This is a genomic window from Acidovorax sp. SUPP1855, assembly GCF_030158955.1.
Classification (GTDB): domain Bacteria; phylum Pseudomonadota; class Gammaproteobacteria; order Burkholderiales; family Burkholderiaceae_C; genus Paracidovorax.
This window is the reverse complement of record NZ_BQXI01000010.1, coordinates 24,769-37,853: the sequence shown is the minus strand read 5'-3', so window position 1 is coordinate 37,853 and position 13,085 is coordinate 24,769. Positions and strand designations below refer to the sequence as shown.

General features: G+C 67.7%; 13 protein-coding genes. 1 reads left to right on the top strand and 12 read right to left on the bottom strand.

What is annotated here, in order from left to right:
• Positions 1 to 44: 44 nt before the first annotated feature.
• The 6 genes from AVMA1855_RS10875 to AVMA1855_RS10850 form a co-directional block, all read right to left on the bottom strand.
• Complete coding sequence (locus AVMA1855_RS10875) at positions 45 to 1,169, bottom strand: sulfate/molybdate ABC transporter ATP-binding protein (protein ID WP_272569061.1); 1,125 nt, start codon at positions 1,167 to 1,169, stop codon at positions 45 to 47.
• A 13-nt stretch (positions 1,170 to 1,182) separates the two neighbouring features.
• The gene (gene cysW, locus AVMA1855_RS10870) at positions 1,183 to 2,109 is read right to left on the bottom strand and encodes a sulfate ABC transporter permease subunit CysW (RefSeq protein ID WP_284425720.1); all 927 of its coding nucleotides are present in this window, start codon (positions 2,107 to 2,109) and stop codon (positions 1,183 to 1,185) included.
• Entirely contained in the window at positions 2,106 to 2,993 is an 888-nt protein-coding gene (gene cysT, locus AVMA1855_RS10865; RefSeq protein ID WP_272569058.1) for a sulfate ABC transporter permease subunit CysT, read from the bottom strand. Before cysT ends, cysW begins: the two co-directional genes overlap by 4 nt.
• Positions 2,994 to 2,996: 3 nt before the next feature.
• A complete protein-coding gene (locus AVMA1855_RS10860) occupies positions 2,997 to 4,007 on the bottom strand; it encodes a sulfate ABC transporter substrate-binding protein (RefSeq protein WP_272569056.1) in 1,011 nt (336 codons plus the stop codon).
• A 204-nt stretch (positions 4,008 to 4,211) separates the two neighbouring features.
• Positions 4,212 to 4,889, bottom strand: a complete 678-nt coding sequence (locus AVMA1855_RS10855; protein WP_284425719.1) for an RBBP9/YdeN family alpha/beta hydrolase — start codon at positions 4,887 to 4,889, stop codon at positions 4,212 to 4,214.
• 181 nt (positions 4,890 to 5,070) lie between these two features.
• On the bottom strand, positions 5,071 to 6,027 hold the full coding sequence (locus AVMA1855_RS10850) for a LysR substrate-binding domain-containing protein (RefSeq protein ID WP_284425718.1): 957 nt from the start codon (positions 6,025 to 6,027) through the stop codon (positions 5,071 to 5,073).
• A 136-nt stretch (positions 6,028 to 6,163) separates the two neighbouring features.
• Between AVMA1855_RS10850 and AVMA1855_RS10845 the strand changes: the two genes are divergently transcribed.
• On the top strand, positions 6,164 to 6,808 hold the full coding sequence (locus AVMA1855_RS10845) for an FMN-dependent NADH-azoreductase (protein ID WP_284425717.1): 645 nt from the start codon (positions 6,164 to 6,166) through the stop codon (positions 6,806 to 6,808).
• A 72-nt stretch (positions 6,809 to 6,880) separates the two neighbouring features.
• Here the strand turns inward: AVMA1855_RS10845 and AVMA1855_RS10840 are convergent, their stop codons facing one another.
• From AVMA1855_RS10840 to epsC, 6 genes are all read right to left on the bottom strand, one after another.
• The gene (locus AVMA1855_RS10840; RefSeq protein ID WP_284425716.1) at positions 6,881 to 7,837 is read right to left on the bottom strand and encodes a bifunctional helix-turn-helix transcriptional regulator/GNAT family N-acetyltransferase; all 957 of its coding nucleotides are present in this window, start codon (positions 7,835 to 7,837) and stop codon (positions 6,881 to 6,883) included.
• Positions 7,838 to 7,960: 123 nt separating this feature from the next.
• Complete coding sequence (locus tag AVMA1855_RS10835; protein ID WP_284412884.1) at positions 7,961 to 8,515, bottom strand: NADPH-dependent FMN reductase; 555 nt, start codon at positions 8,513 to 8,515, stop codon at positions 7,961 to 7,963.
• A gap of 260 nt (positions 8,516 to 8,775) precedes the next feature.
• Positions 8,776 to 10,824, bottom strand: coding sequence for a family 2A encapsulin nanocompartment cargo protein cysteine desulfurase (locus tag AVMA1855_RS10830; protein WP_284425715.1), 2,049 nt, complete (start codon positions 10,822 to 10,824; stop codon positions 8,776 to 8,778).
• 16 nt (positions 10,825 to 10,840) lie between these two features.
• Positions 10,841 to 11,773 carry a family 2A encapsulin nanocompartment shell protein gene (locus tag AVMA1855_RS10825; RefSeq protein ID WP_284425714.1) on the bottom strand — a complete coding sequence of 311 codons (933 nt, stop codon included), beginning with the start codon at positions 11,771 to 11,773 and terminating at the stop codon, positions 10,841 to 10,843.
• A 60-nt stretch (positions 11,774 to 11,833) separates the two neighbouring features.
• Complete coding sequence (locus AVMA1855_RS10820; RefSeq protein ID WP_272569047.1) at positions 11,834 to 12,103, bottom strand: helix-turn-helix domain-containing protein; 270 nt, start codon at positions 12,101 to 12,103, stop codon at positions 11,834 to 11,836.
• 69 nt (positions 12,104 to 12,172) lie between these two features.
• The gene (gene epsC, locus AVMA1855_RS10815; RefSeq protein WP_284425713.1) at positions 12,173 to 13,072 is read right to left on the bottom strand and encodes a serine O-acetyltransferase EpsC; all 900 of its coding nucleotides are present in this window, start codon (positions 13,070 to 13,072) and stop codon (positions 12,173 to 12,175) included.
• Between the last annotated feature and the right edge of the window lie 13 nt (positions 13,073 to 13,085).

Genomic DNA, 13,085 nt, shown 5'->3' with positions numbered 1-13,085 from the left:
TTCTTGTCCTTGAAGGCCGCGGTCGGCAACCCTCGAAGGCTGCATCAGATACCGGCGGCGTGGTCCAGAAAAACGCGGGCGCGGCGCGGTGTGACCACCAGCGTTTCACCCTCCCTGAAACCCATCTCCCGGTACTGCTGCGCAGGAATCTGCGCTTCGATCACCGAGTCGGGGCTCGCATTGTCCGCTGGTTTGTGGTCGGCATCGGGAATAAGTTCCAGGCGCGCGATCGGCCCCACGACGATGGCACGGCTGAGCTGCGCGACGATGCCGCGCGGGCGCCCGTCGGCGTCCACGCCCTCGCCGGGCGAGTAGCGCTGTACGTCCAGGTCGTGCGGACGCACATAGGCAAAGGCGCTGGCGTTCTGGGCGCCCGCATGCTCGGGCGAATCGATGGCCATGCCCTCCACGTGCACCAGCCCTTCGTGGGCGCGGCCGCGAAACAGGTTCACGTCGCCCAGGAAGCCATAGACGAACGGGCTGGCCGGCTGGTCCCACACCTCCTGGGGCGAGCCGCTCTGCTCGATCCGGCCCTGGTTGATGACCACCACGCGGTCGGCCACTTCCAGGGCTTCCTCCTGGTCGTGGGTCACGAAGATGCTGGTCACGTGCAGTTCGTCGTGCAGGCGGCGCAGCCACCGGCGCAGCTCTTTGCGCACCTTGGCATCGAGCGCGCCGAAGGGCTCGTCCAGCAGCAGCACCTTGGGCTCCACCGCCAGGGCGCGCGCAAGGGCGATGCGCTGGCGCTGGCCGCCGGACAATTGCGACGGATAGCGGTCGGCCAGCCAGTCGAGCTGCACGAGCTTGAGCAGGTCGGTCACCTTCTGCTTGATCTGCGCATCGCTCGGGCGCTCGCCGCGCGGCTTCACGCGCAGGCCGAAGGCGACGTTCTCGAACACCGTCATGTGCCGGAACAGCGCGTAGTGCTGGAAGACGAAGCCCACGCCACGGTCGCGCACGTGCACGTCGGTGGTGTCCTCGCCCGAGAAATGGATGGTGCCCACGTCGGGCGTCTCCAGCCCCGCGATGATGCGCAGCAGCGTGGTCTTGCCGCAGCCCGAGGGGCCGAGCAGCGCGATCAGTTCGCCGGACTGGATGTCCAGGCTCACGTCGCGCAGTGCCTGAAAGCTGCCGAACTGCTTGCTGATGTTGCGGATTTCAATGCTCATGGTGTGCTTTCGTTCAGCGCGCGCCCACGGTGGCGGGTGCGGGGCGCTCGGGCGGCAGTGCGGCCGCGGCCTTGCGCTCCTGCTCGTTGCGCCATTCGGCAATGGACTTGATGACCAGCGTGACCAAGGCCAGCAGGGCCAGCAGCGAGGCCGCGGCGAACGCCGCCACGGACTGGTATTCGTTGTAGAGAATCTCCACGTGCAGCGGAATGGTGTTGGTCTGCCCGCGGATGTGGCCCGAGACGACCGACACCGCGCCGAACTCGCCCATGGCGCGCGCATTGCACAGGATCACGCCGTACAGCAGGCCCCACTTGATGTTGGGCAGCGTCACGTACCAGAAGGTCTGCCAACCGCTCGCGCCCAGCACGATGGCCGCCTGCTCTTCGTCGCTCCCCTGGGCCTGCATGAGCGGAATCAGCTCGCGCGCGATGAACGGGAAGGTCACGAAGATCGTCGCCAGCACGATGCCCGGCACGGCGAAGATGATCTTGACGTCGTGCGCCGCCAGCCAGGGGCCGAACCAGCCGTTGGCGCCGAACATCAGCACATACACCAGGCCGGCCACCACGGGCGAGACGGAAAACGGCAGGTCCACCAGCGTCGTCAGGAACGCCTTGCCCCGGAACTCGTACTTGGCGATGGCCCAGGCCGCCGCCACGCCGAACACCAGATTCAACGGCACCGCGATGGCTGCGGTGATGAGGGTCAGCCGGATGGCGGCCCATGCATCGGGCTCCTTGAGCGCCGCCACGTAGGCACCGAAGCCCTTGCGCAGCGCCTCGGTGAACACGGCGGCCAGCGGCAGCACGAGGAACAGCAGCAGGAACGCGAGCGCGATGCCGATCAGCGTCCAGCGCACCCAGGGGGCCTCGGTCGTGCCGGCCTGGGCGCGGCGCACCACGTTGCGCCCGCCGGAGTTGGAAGCGGTGGAAGTCATGCCGGGGCTCCTGCGTGGCGACGCTGCCAGGCCTGCAATGCGTTGATGACAAGCAGCAGCGCGAAGGAGATCACCAGCATCACCACCGCGACCGCCGTGGCGCCCGCGTAGTCGTACTGCTCCAGCTTGCCGATGATGATGAGGGGCGTGATCTCGGAGATCATGGGCATGTTGCCCGCGATGAAGATGACCGAGCCGTATTCACCCACCGCCCGCGCGAACGCCATGGCAAAGCCCGTGAGCAGCGCCGGGGTGATCGCGGGCAGGATGACGCGCGTGAAGATCTGCCAGCGCGTGGCGCCCAGGCTGGTGGCGGCTTCTTCCAGTTCCTTCTCGGCGTCTTCCAGCACCGGCTGCACCGTGCGCACCACGAAGGGCAGCCCGATGAAGATCAGCGCGATCACCACACCGGCGGGCTTGAAGGCCAGCTGGATGCCCAGCGGCTCCAGGTACTGCCCCACCCAGCCGTTGCCGGCCAGCAAGGCGGTGAGCGAAATGCCCGCCACCGCCGTGGGCAGCGCGAACGGCAGGTCCACCAGGGCATCGACGATCTTCTTGCCCGGAAAGCGGTAGCGCACCAGCACCCAGGCGATCAGCAGGCCGAACACGAGGTTGACCACCGCCGCGATGAACGACGCGCCGAAGGTGAGCCGGTAGGACGCCAGCACGCGTGGCGCGCTGATGGCGGTCCAGAACTGGTCCCAGGTCAGCGTGAAGGTCTTGAAGACCAGCGCCGACAGCGGGATGAGCACGATGATGCTCAGGTAGAAGATGGTGTAGCCCAGCGTCAGGCCGAAGCCGGGCAGGACCCGCTTCGGGCTGCGCCGGGCCCCGCCCGTGGACGCCACGGCGGCGCCGGGCAAGGCAGAGGTCGCAGCGTTCATGTCTTACTTGGCGCCGGGGGTGTAGAGCTTGTCGAACTGACCGCCGTCGTTGAAGTGCACCTTCTGTGCCTCGCCGAGGGAGCCGAAGTACTTGGCCACGGTAAACAGCTTGACGGGCTTGAACAGGTCGGCGTGCTTTTTCAGCACCGCTTCGGAACGCGGACGCAGCGCGTGGCGGGCCGCGATCTCCTGCGCCTCATCGGAGTAGAGGTAGTCCAGATAGGCCTTGGCCAGTTCGCCCGTGCCTTTCTTGGCGACGGTGCGCTCGACCACCGCGACGGGGTTTTCGGCCAGCACGCTGCTGGAGGGGTACACCGCATCGACCTTGCCCTTGCCGAATTCGCGCTCGATGGACAGCACCTCGGATTCGAACGTGATCAGCACATCGCCCGTGTTGCGCTGCAGGAAGATGCTGGTGGCATCGCGCCCGCCCTTGCCCAGCACGGGGACGTTCTTGAACACCTGGCCCACGAACTCAGCGGCCTGGGCGTCGGTGCCGCCCTTCTCGCGCACGCTGCCCCAGGCTGCCAAGTAGGCGTAGCGGCCGTTGCCGCCGGTCTTGGGGTTCACCACGACGACCTGCACGCCGGGCTTGGCGAGGTCGTCCCAGTCCTTGATGTTCTTGGGATTGCCCTTGCGCACCAGGAACAGCATGGTCGAGGTGGTGGGCGATGCATCGTTGGGAAAGCGCTTGGCCCAGTCCTTGGCGACCACGCCGTTGGTGGCGAGGAAGTCGATGTCGGTCGTGGTGTTCATCGTGACCACGTCGGCGTCGAGGCCGTCGTTCACCGCACGGGCCTGGGCGCTGGAGCCGCCATGGGCCTGGTCGATCTTCACGTCCTTGCCGGTGGTCTTCTTGTAGTGGGCGGCGAAGGCAGGGTTGTAGTCCTTGTAGAACTCGCGGGCCACGTCGTAGGAAGCGTTCAGCAGCGTGGACGTCTGTGCCGACGCGACGCCGCCAGCCACCAGGGCCACCACGGCCAGGAAAGTCTTGAGTTTTGTCCGGGAAGTCATGTCTGCGCCCTCGTTACTGAAAAAGTGAAACCGATTGTGGGCGGCAGTGCTTAAAACTCAAAAGAATATATTCTTGTTAATTAATCGACTTCCAGAATATAGAACCCCGGCAAAAACAAGGGGCGGTGCAGCAGGTTTCAGCCAAAAAGGCCCCTAGTGCAATGGATACTAGGGCATATAGCTACAAAAATAATAGCAACCCCATCAGGCGGCGGAACGGGTCTCCGTGGCACCCTGGCCGAGGCCCCACTCCGCGCCATCCACCAGCGAATGCAGCAGTGCCCAGCCCAGGGGCCATTCGCCATGGCCCGAGTCCACATTCACATGCCCCGCCTGCGGCAGGCGAACGAACTCGCTGCCCCAGGCCCTCGCGTAGGCGCCGGCCAGGCGGATGGGGCAGTAGGGATCGTTGCTGCTCGCCACCAGGATGCTGCGGTAAGGCAGCGGCGCATAAGGCACGGGGGCGAAGTCGCTCAGCACCGCCCGGCGTTCCGGATCGGCCGGGGCGACCAGCAAAGCGCCCTGCACCCGGGCCGCAGCCGGTTCGCCCATGTGCGTCGCGGTGATGCAGCCCAGGCTGTGCGCCACCAGCACGACGGGGTGCGGCGCCTCCAGCACGGTGCGCTCCAGCGCCGCCACCCAGGGCGCCCGCGCGGGCGTGACCCAGTCGTCCTGCACCACGCGCCGTGCGCCGGGCAGCCGCTCCGCCCACAGGCTCTGCCAGTGGCCGGGTCCGGAATCGCGCCAGCCCGGGACGATGACCACCGAGACCGGGCCGCCCGCAGCGGTGCGTGCGGACGGGGCCGCCTGCGGCGCTCCGCCGTCGAGCCGGCCGACCGGCCGCCCGGATGCGGACAAAGGCGTGGGTGCGCTGCTGCTCATGGCCGGCAGGGCACGGTGGCCAGGGCATGGAACAAGGGAAAGATTCGAACCCCACAGGAGGTGCGGAACGACAGTGCAGTGGCCATGGAACAGGCTCCTCAACGGTGGATGCGGCCCATTCTGCGATTCCGCCCTTAAAACCCAAACGAATATATTCTTTTGAATTAATCGCGAATTGATCTTAAGAAGCGATCGATGCCGCGCTGCCGAGGCCCTCGGTATCGGATGCCGGCGCCGCCGTTGTCGCGCCTTGCAGCGTCTCGCCCAGAAAGTCCAGAAACCGCCGGACCGCGGGCGTCAGGCCGCGGCGGGAGGGAAACACCGCGTGCATCACACCACGCTCCGGGGCCCAGTCAGGCAGCAGATGCACCAGCCGGCCACTGCGCAGCTCGTCCTGGCACATGTAGTCGGGCAGCCAGCAGATGCCCACGCCGCCCTGCGCGGCCAACTTGAGCGTGAGCAGGTCGTCGGCCACATAGCGCGGGCTGTGCTGCCACACGGCCTCCTGCCCTCCGGGGCCGACCAGACGCAGCGACGCACGGCCGTCGGCGGCCGACATGGCGATGCTGTCCATGCGCGCCAGTTCCTCCAGGGTGTGCGGCGTGCCCTGGCGCGCCAGTTGGGCAGGGCTGGCGACCAGCAGCAGGTCGCCCTCGCTCAGCCGCTTGATGACCATGCTGCCGCTGTCGTCCAGCTTGGCCCGCACGCGCAGCGCCACATCGACGCCCTCCTCCACCAGGTTGACCACGCGGTTGCTCACCTGGATCTCCACCCGCACGAGGGGGTAGCGCGCCATGAACACCGGCATCATCTCGCCCAGCAGGGTCTGCGCGATCGTGACGGGGCACACCACGCGGATCGTGCCGCGCGGCTCGGCCTGGACGTGGGCCACCGTGTCGGCCGCCGCCTGCGCGGACTCGCGCATGGCCTGGCAGTGGCGCAGATAGGCCTCGCCCACCTCGGTGAGCGACAGCTTGCGCGTGGTGCGCTGCAGCAGCCGCACGCCCAGGTGTGCCTCCAGATCGGAGACGCGGCGCGACAGGCGCGACTTGGGGATGCCGAGCGCCCGGCCCGCAGCGGCAAACCCTCCGCGCTCGACCACCTCGGCGAAATACAGCATGTCGTTGAGATCTTGCACCGTCACCCCTCGCAGATTGTTCCACCCATAGAACAATCTATCGCAAACGTGCCGACTTATCAATCAATGCGCTCATCTGCACAATCTATCCAACGCTGCACACCGGGTGCGGCCCCCATCCCGAGGAGAACCTTCCATGCAACTGCTGCACATTGATTCCGCCATCACCGGCGAACAGTCCGTCTCGCGCCAACTCACCGCCCGCACCGTGGCGGCGTGGGTCGAAGCCCATCCCGGCACGCAAGTGCAGCACCTGGACCTGGTCGCCCAGGCACCGGCCCATTTCACGATGGAGGCCATGGCGCCGCGCACCGGCCAGACCGAAGGCCTGAGTGAAACACAGCGCCGTGAAAACGCCGTGTCCGAACAGCTGGTGAGCCAGTTCCTGGCGGCCGATGTCATCGTCGTCGGCGCGCCGCTCTACAACTTCGGCATTCCCACGCAGCTCAAGGCCTGGATCGACCGCATCGCCCAGCCGGGCCGCACGTTCACCTATACCGCCGCTGGCCCACAGGGCCTGGCCAAGGGCAAGACGGTGATCGTCGCCTCCAGCCGCGGCGGTGTGTATTCGACGAGCGATGCCGGCCGCGCCATGGAACACCAGGAGAGCTACCTGCAGACCGTGTTCGCCTTCTTCGGCATCACCGACGTGCGCTTCGTGCGCGCCGAAGGCGTGGCCATGGGCCCAGACGCCAAGTCCAAGGCCCTGGACAGCGCGGATTCCGACATCCGGGCACACGTGGCGCAATCCCGCCAGGAAGCCGTGGCCGAAGCCGCCTGATCCACCGGACAACTGCGCAGTCCCCGGAAAGCCGGCCTTGCGCCGGCTTTTTTTGCGTGCGCTGCAAGGCGCCTATAGCGCACGCGTCCAGGTCTCGCCCACCAGGGACTGGCCGTAGGCGGTGTAGGGTTCCGAGGCCACGAGCGTGAAGCCGCGCTGCGCATACAGGTGGCGGGCCGCGGCCAGGCAGCTGTTGGTCCACAGCGTCATCTCCGCGTAGCCCTGGCCCCGCGCGAAGGCGATGCACTCGTCCACCAGCCGACCGCCCAGTCCCATGCCCCGCGCCTGGGGCGCCAGGATCAGCATGCGCAGCCGGGCGGTGGTGTCGGACTCGCGCACCACGAAGGCCGCCCCTATGCGCTCGCCATCCACCTCGGCGATCCAGCACCTGTCGAACCCGGGCTGGAATTCGCGCACGAATCGCGCGGCGATCTCGGCCACCATGGCCTCGAACGCCTGGTTCCAGCCGTATTCGCGCCAGTAGATTTCGCCATGCATCTGCACCACCCAGCCCATGTCACCGGGCACCGGGTCGCGCAGCACCACGAGGCGGGGGCGGCTGGCCGGCTCGGGAGACAGCAGCGTCTCCAGCCGCTGCATGGCGGCCAGCGCGTCGGCCTGCTGCGTGGGCGACAAGCGCGCCAGGATGACTGCCGCCTCGTCGCGCGAGCGCTGCTGCAGCGGGGCGAACGCGGTGTGTCCGGCGTCGGTCAGGCGCAGCAGGCTCTGGCGCGCATCCCGTGCGCCCGGGCGGCGCTCCAGCCAGCCGGCCTTCTCGAACCGGCGCAGGATGCGGCTCAGATAGCCGGCGTCCAGGCCCAGGTCCCTGGCGATGTCGGTGGCAACAGGCTCGGTGCGGTGGGCCAGCTCGTAGAGCACGCGCACGTCGGTCAGGGACAGGTCGCTGCCCAGATAGGCGTCGAGCACGCCGATGCGGCGCGTGAAAAACCGGTTGAATTGCCGAAGCGCCTTGACCGCTGCCGAAGGGACGGGCGCAGGCGCGGGAGCGACCTGGGGATCTGACGCCATTTTTCATTTGCCTTCATCAAACAATTGATTGACTTTAGCAACCAATAACGCGAATGGCAAATAAAAAGTCCGGCCACCCATCACAGGGCGGCCGGACTGGAGGCGCTGAAAACCAGCGGCTGGTCAGAGCTTGGCGTGCTGCTTGACCCAGGCCACGTACTTCTCGACCCAGCCCTGCAGGAACTGGCGGCTGGCCTCGCCGATGTTGCCGTCGTCATCGAACAGGCCATCCTTGGCCTGAACGAAGGCTTCGGGCTGGCCCAGCGTGGGCACGTCGAGGTAAGCCAGCACGTTGCGCAGATGCTGCTGGGCCATGGCCGTGCCGATGGCGCCGATCGATACCCCGATCACGCCGGCCGGCTTGCCACCCCAGGCGCTCTGCCCATAGGGGCGGGAGGCGTGGTCCAGCGCGTTCTTGAGCACGCCGGGAATCGACCGGTTGTATTCGGGCGTGACGAACAGCAGGCCCTGCGACTGGGCGATCTCGGTCTTCAGGCGCAGCACGGCGGGAGCCGGATGGGCATCGTCGTCCTGGTTGTACAGCGGCAGGTCGTCGATGCGCAGCTGCGTGAAGTGGAAGTCCGGCGGTGCGAGCCGGGCCAGCGCCGTGGCCAGCTTGCGGTTGAACGAGTCCTTTCGGAGACTGCCGACGATGACGGCGATCTGGTATTGGTCCATGAGCACTCCTTGTGAAACAGCCAAAAGACGGAACGGCGCGGTGCCGCAACGGGCCATGATAGACACGGCCTGCGGCGTCCCGACGCTGCGCGCGGCGCCTTCAGGGCCCGCTTTCGAGGAACGCCAAAGCGCCATTTGCTATTATTTTTGTAGCTATATGCCCTAGTATCGATTGCGCTTGCGCCTTTTTCGAGCAAAACACCCCCGGCGCTGCAGCGCAGCATCCGGGGGTGCGGGCAAGGCGCAAACGCGCGCTTGTCCTACCCGGCGCGGCGCTGGCCGGCGAGGCGGCGCACCACATGCACCAGCCGGTCGATCTCGTCGAACGTGTTGTAGAACGCGAGCGACGGCCGCACGGTGGTCTCCACGCCGAATCGCCGCAGGATGGGCTGCGCGCAATGGTGCCCGGTGCGCACGGCGATGCCTTCGTCGTTCAGCGCCTTGCCCACTTCCTCGGTCGAGTAGCCGGCCAGCACGAACGACATCACACTGGCCTTGTCGTCGGCCGTGCCGATCAGCCGCACGCCCGGGATGGCGCGCAACTGCTGCATGCCGTACACCAGCAACTCGTGCTCGTAGCGCGCGATGTTCTCGATCCCCACGCGGTTCACGTAGTCGATCGCCGCGCCCAGGCCCACCGCGTCGGCGATGTTGCCCGTGCCGGCCTCGAACTTGTTCGGAATCGGCTGGAACACGGTCTTCTCGAACGTCACGTCGGCAATCATGTTGCCGCCGCCCTGCCACGGGGGCATGTCTTCGAGCACTTCGCGCTTGCCCCAGACCACGCCGATGCCGGTCGGCCCGAACACCTTGTGGCCCGAGAACACGAAGAAGTCCGCCCCGATGTCCTGCACGTCCACCCGCATGTGCGAGACCGACTGCGCGCCATCGACCAGCGCCTTCGCGCCCGCACGGTGGGCCAGCGCCACGATCTCCTTGACCGGCACCACGGTGCCCAACGCGTTGGAGACCTGCGTGACGGCAACGATCTTCGTGCGGTCGTTCAGGAGCTTCTGGTACTCATCGAGCAGCACCTGGCCCGAGTCGTCCACCGGAATCACGCGCAGCCTCGCCCCCTTGGCGGCAGCGAGTTGCTGCCAGGGCACGATGTTGGCGTGGTGCTCCAGATGGCTGACGATGATCTCGTCGCCCTCGCCCACGTGCTGGCCGCCCCAGCTCTTGGCCACCAGGTTGATGGCCTCGGTGGTGCCGCGCACGAAGATCACCTCGTTCACGTCGGGCGCGTTGATGAACGTCTTCACGCGCTGGCGGGCGCCTTCGTAGGCATCCGTGGCGCGGGCGGCAAGTTCATGCGCCGCGCGGTGGATGTTCGAGTTCTCGTGCGCGTAGAAGTGGCTGATGCGGTCGATCACCGCCTTCGGCTTGTGCGTGGTAGCCGCATTGTCGAACCACACCAGCTGGCGGCCGTTCACGCGCTCGGACAGCACGGGAAAGTCGCGCCGGATGGCGTGCACGTCGAACGGCGGGTGCTGCCCCTGGCCCGCCAGCGGCACCGTACCGTGCGGCGCGGGCTTGGCCGGGGTGACGTAGCCGCTGGGCAGCACCACCGCGTCCACGAAGTAGAACTTCGGATCGGACGACGGCGTGGCCGCCAGGCCGGCCGGTGCGGCCGGGGCCTGGCCCGCATGCGCTGCCTGCGGCTGCGCGAACGGCAGGCGCGCCAGCGCATCCAGCCGGTCGCCGGACGGCGCCCTGGGCACCGGCGCGCCCCCAGGCGATGGCTGTGCATGGCGCTCGCCGACGAAGTAGTAAGGCGAGGCCGGAGAGGCAGGCGCTGCCGGATAGGCGGCGGCCTGCGACGCGCTCGCGCCCGAGGCCTCGGGCACGCCCAGCACCCCGCTGCCAAGGCGCGGCTCGTAGGCCGGCAGCGTGCTCACCACCGTGTCGGGCAGGCCGTTGGCCGCCGTGGCGTGCGGCAGCAGCGCGGGGGCGCGGTGGCCGAGCGACAGCACCTGCGTGGGCGAAGCCGGCAGCAGGTTGGTGCCGGGCACCTGGCCCTGCGGGATCGGCGTGCCGGGCACGCTGGGCCCGAAGCCGGCGGGGCTGGCCAGGGGCGAGCCGGGCGGCGCGATGTTGGCCGGCGCCTGCACGCCCGGCGGCACGGCGCCCAGGCCGGGCACGGACGCAGGCGGCACCGAAGGCAGGCCGCCCGCGGAGTGCACGCCTGCAGGCGATGCCGCCTCGCCCGGCAGCGCCGAGAACAGGGCATTGGCCATGCGTGCGATCAGCGCCGGGTCGATGGGGGCGCCGGACGCGTCGGCGCCCGGCGAGAAGGAAGCGAGGGTCATGGCCGCTCCTTGCGCTTCACTTGTAGGTGTCCGGGTAGTCGTGGTACTTGTTCACCTCGACATCGTCCAGCACGGCCAGCGCATCGCTGGTGAGCACGGCCAGCGAGCAGTACTGCGAGATCAGGTCGGACGCGATGGCGTGGTTGTTGATCCCCATGAAGCGCACCGACAGGCCCGGCCCCTGCTCGCCCGCCAGGCCCGGCTGGAACAGGCCCACCACGCCCTGGCGCTTGTCGCCCACGCGCAGCAGCAGGATCTTGCTCTTGCCGTCGGCCACCGGCACCTTGTCGGACGGAATGAGCGGAATGCCGCGCCACGTGATGAACTGCGAGCCGAACAGGCTCACCGTGGGCGGCGGCGTGCCGCGGCGCGTGGCCTCGCGGCCGAAAGCGGCAATGGCGAGCGGGTGGGTGAGGAAGAATGCGGGCTCCTTCCACACCTTGGTGAGCAGCTCGTCCAGGTCGTCCGGCGTGGGCGCACCGGTGAGCGGGAAGATGCGCTGCGCGTCGGTCACCTGGGCCAGCAGGCCGTAGTCGGGGTTGTTGATGAGCTCGCTTTCCTGGTTTTCCTTGATCGTCTCGATCGTCAGGCGCAGCTGCTCCTTGATCTGGTCGTGCGGGCTGCTGTACAGGTCCGACACGCGGGTGTGCACGTCCAGCACCGTGCTCACGGCGTTCAGGAAGAATTCGCGCGGGTTTTCTTCGTAGTCGACGAAGGTGCGCGGCAGCTGGTTTTCTTCTTCCTTGGCCGTGCAGGTGACGCGGATGGATTCCGGGTTCTTGACCTTGTTCAGGCGGTAGATGCCCGCCTCCACCGGCACCCATTGCAGCAGGTGCGTGAGCCAGCGGGGGCTGATGGTTTCGAGTTGGGGGACCGTCTTGGTCGCGTTGGCCAATTGCCGTGCGGCGTTGTCACCCAAGGCGGTCGTACCGCCCACAGTTGCAGACATGGAAAACTCCGTGCGTTGTTGAAGAAAGCCTGGGCAGTGTCAAAGCTTCCAACGCATCGCTCAACAGGCTATAGCCGTCAATTGCAGTCCCCGCACGAGATTCGCATGGCCGATCGACTCGCCCCGCGTGACCAGCGCCGAGGGCCGCACGCCCAGGGCGCCGGCCAGCTTTTCCACCGTGAGCAGCGAGGCGATGGCGGCACCCCGCTCGATCTCCCCGACGTAGGAGCGGTTCAGGTCCGAATGCTCGGCCAGCCGTTCCTGCGACCAGCCTTGCGCCTCGCGCGACTGGCGCACCGCGACCCCGAAGTTCTTGATCAGTACAGACATGCGTTTCCCTGTTTCTTTTTGCTGATACTTTTACAGCGCTGCGCCCTGTTTTCGGGGACTGCGCCGCACCTACCCTTCTCGCGACACCGCCTGCGTGACGTTGCCGCCCGGCGGCACGTCATGGGTAACCCACACGTTGCCGCCGATGACTGCCCCACGTCCCAGAGTGACCCGGCCCAGCACGGTCGCGCCCGCATAGATGACCACGTCGTCCTCCACGATCGGATGGCGCGGCAAACCTTTCTGCAGAGTCCCGTCGGCATCCGTGGGAAAGCGCTTGGCGCCCAGCGTGACGGCCTGGTACAGGCGCACGCGCTCACCGATCACCGCCGTCTCGCCGATCACGACGCCTGTGCCGTGGTCGATGAAAAAACCCGCCCCGATCTGCGCGCCCGGATGGATGTCGATGCCGGTCTGGCCGTGCGCCAGTTCGGCCACGATGCGCGCCAGCAGCGGCAGGCCCAGCGTGTAGAGGCGGTGCGCGATGCGGTGGTGGATCATGGCCAGCACGCCCGGATAGCACAGCAGCACCTCGTCCACGCTGCGCGCGGCGGGGTCGCCCTGGTAGGCGGCGAGCACGTCGCTGTCCAGCAGCCGGCGGATGTCCGGCAGCGATGCGGCGAACGCCTGCGCGGCCTCCAGCGCCTGCGGCTCGATGGCCGTGCCGTCGCCCGTGCCCTGCTGGCGCGCGACGTAGCGCAGCTCCAGCCGGATCTGCGCCAGCAAGGTGTGCAGCGCCAGATCGAGCGTGTGGCCCACGTACCAGTCCTCGCTTTCCTGGCACAGGTCGTGCGGCCCCAGCCGCATGGGAAAGAGCGCGCCCTTCAGTTGCTCCAGCGCCTGCGCCAGCGCATCGCGCGACGGAAATTCGCGCCCGCCCGGCTCCTGGGAGCGCTTTTGCGAATCGCGCCATTCGCGGCGGACGGCGTGCAGCGACTGCACGATGTGATCGATCTCGAAGACAGCCATCAAGGCCTCCTGC

Coding starts and splice junctions, on each gene's coding strand:
- AVMA1855_RS10830 (WP_284425715.1), bottom strand. CDS start 10,824: ATGACCCTCGCTTCCTTCTCGCCGGGCGCCGACGCGTCCGGCGCCCCC.
- AVMA1855_RS10875 (WP_272569061.1), bottom strand. CDS start 1,169: ATGAGCATTGAAATCCGCAACATCAGCAAGCAGTTCGGCAGCTTTCAG.
- AVMA1855_RS10860 (WP_272569056.1), bottom strand. CDS start 4,007: ATGACTTCCCGGACAAAACTCAAGACTTTCCTGGCCGTGGTGGCCCTG.
- cysT (WP_272569058.1), bottom strand. CDS start 2,993: ATGAACGCTGCGACCTCTGCCTTGCCCGGCGCCGCCGTGGCGTCCACG.
- epsC (WP_284425713.1), bottom strand. CDS start 13,072: ATGGCTGTCTTCGAGATCGATCACATCGTGCAGTCGCTGCACGCCGTC.
- cysW (WP_284425720.1), bottom strand. CDS start 2,109: ATGACTTCCACCGCTTCCAACTCCGGCGGGCGCAACGTGGTGCGCCGC.
- AVMA1855_RS10855 (WP_284425719.1), bottom strand. CDS start 4,889: ATGAGCAGCAGCGCACCCACGCCTTTGTCCGCATCCGGGCGGCCGGTC.
- AVMA1855_RS10845 (WP_284425717.1), top strand. CDS start 6,164: ATGCAACTGCTGCACATTGATTCCGCCATCACCGGCGAACAGTCCGTC.
- AVMA1855_RS10835 (WP_284412884.1), bottom strand. CDS start 8,515: ATGGACCAATACCAGATCGCCGTCATCGTCGGCAGTCTCCGAAAGGAC.
- AVMA1855_RS10840 (WP_284425716.1), bottom strand. CDS start 7,837: ATGGCGTCAGATCCCCAGGTCGCTCCCGCGCCTGCGCCCGTCCCTTCG.
- AVMA1855_RS10820 (WP_272569047.1), bottom strand. CDS start 12,103: ATGTCTGTACTGATCAAGAACTTCGGGGTCGCGGTGCGCCAGTCGCGC.
- AVMA1855_RS10825 (WP_284425714.1), bottom strand. CDS start 11,773: ATGTCTGCAACTGTGGGCGGTACGACCGCCTTGGGTGACAACGCCGCA.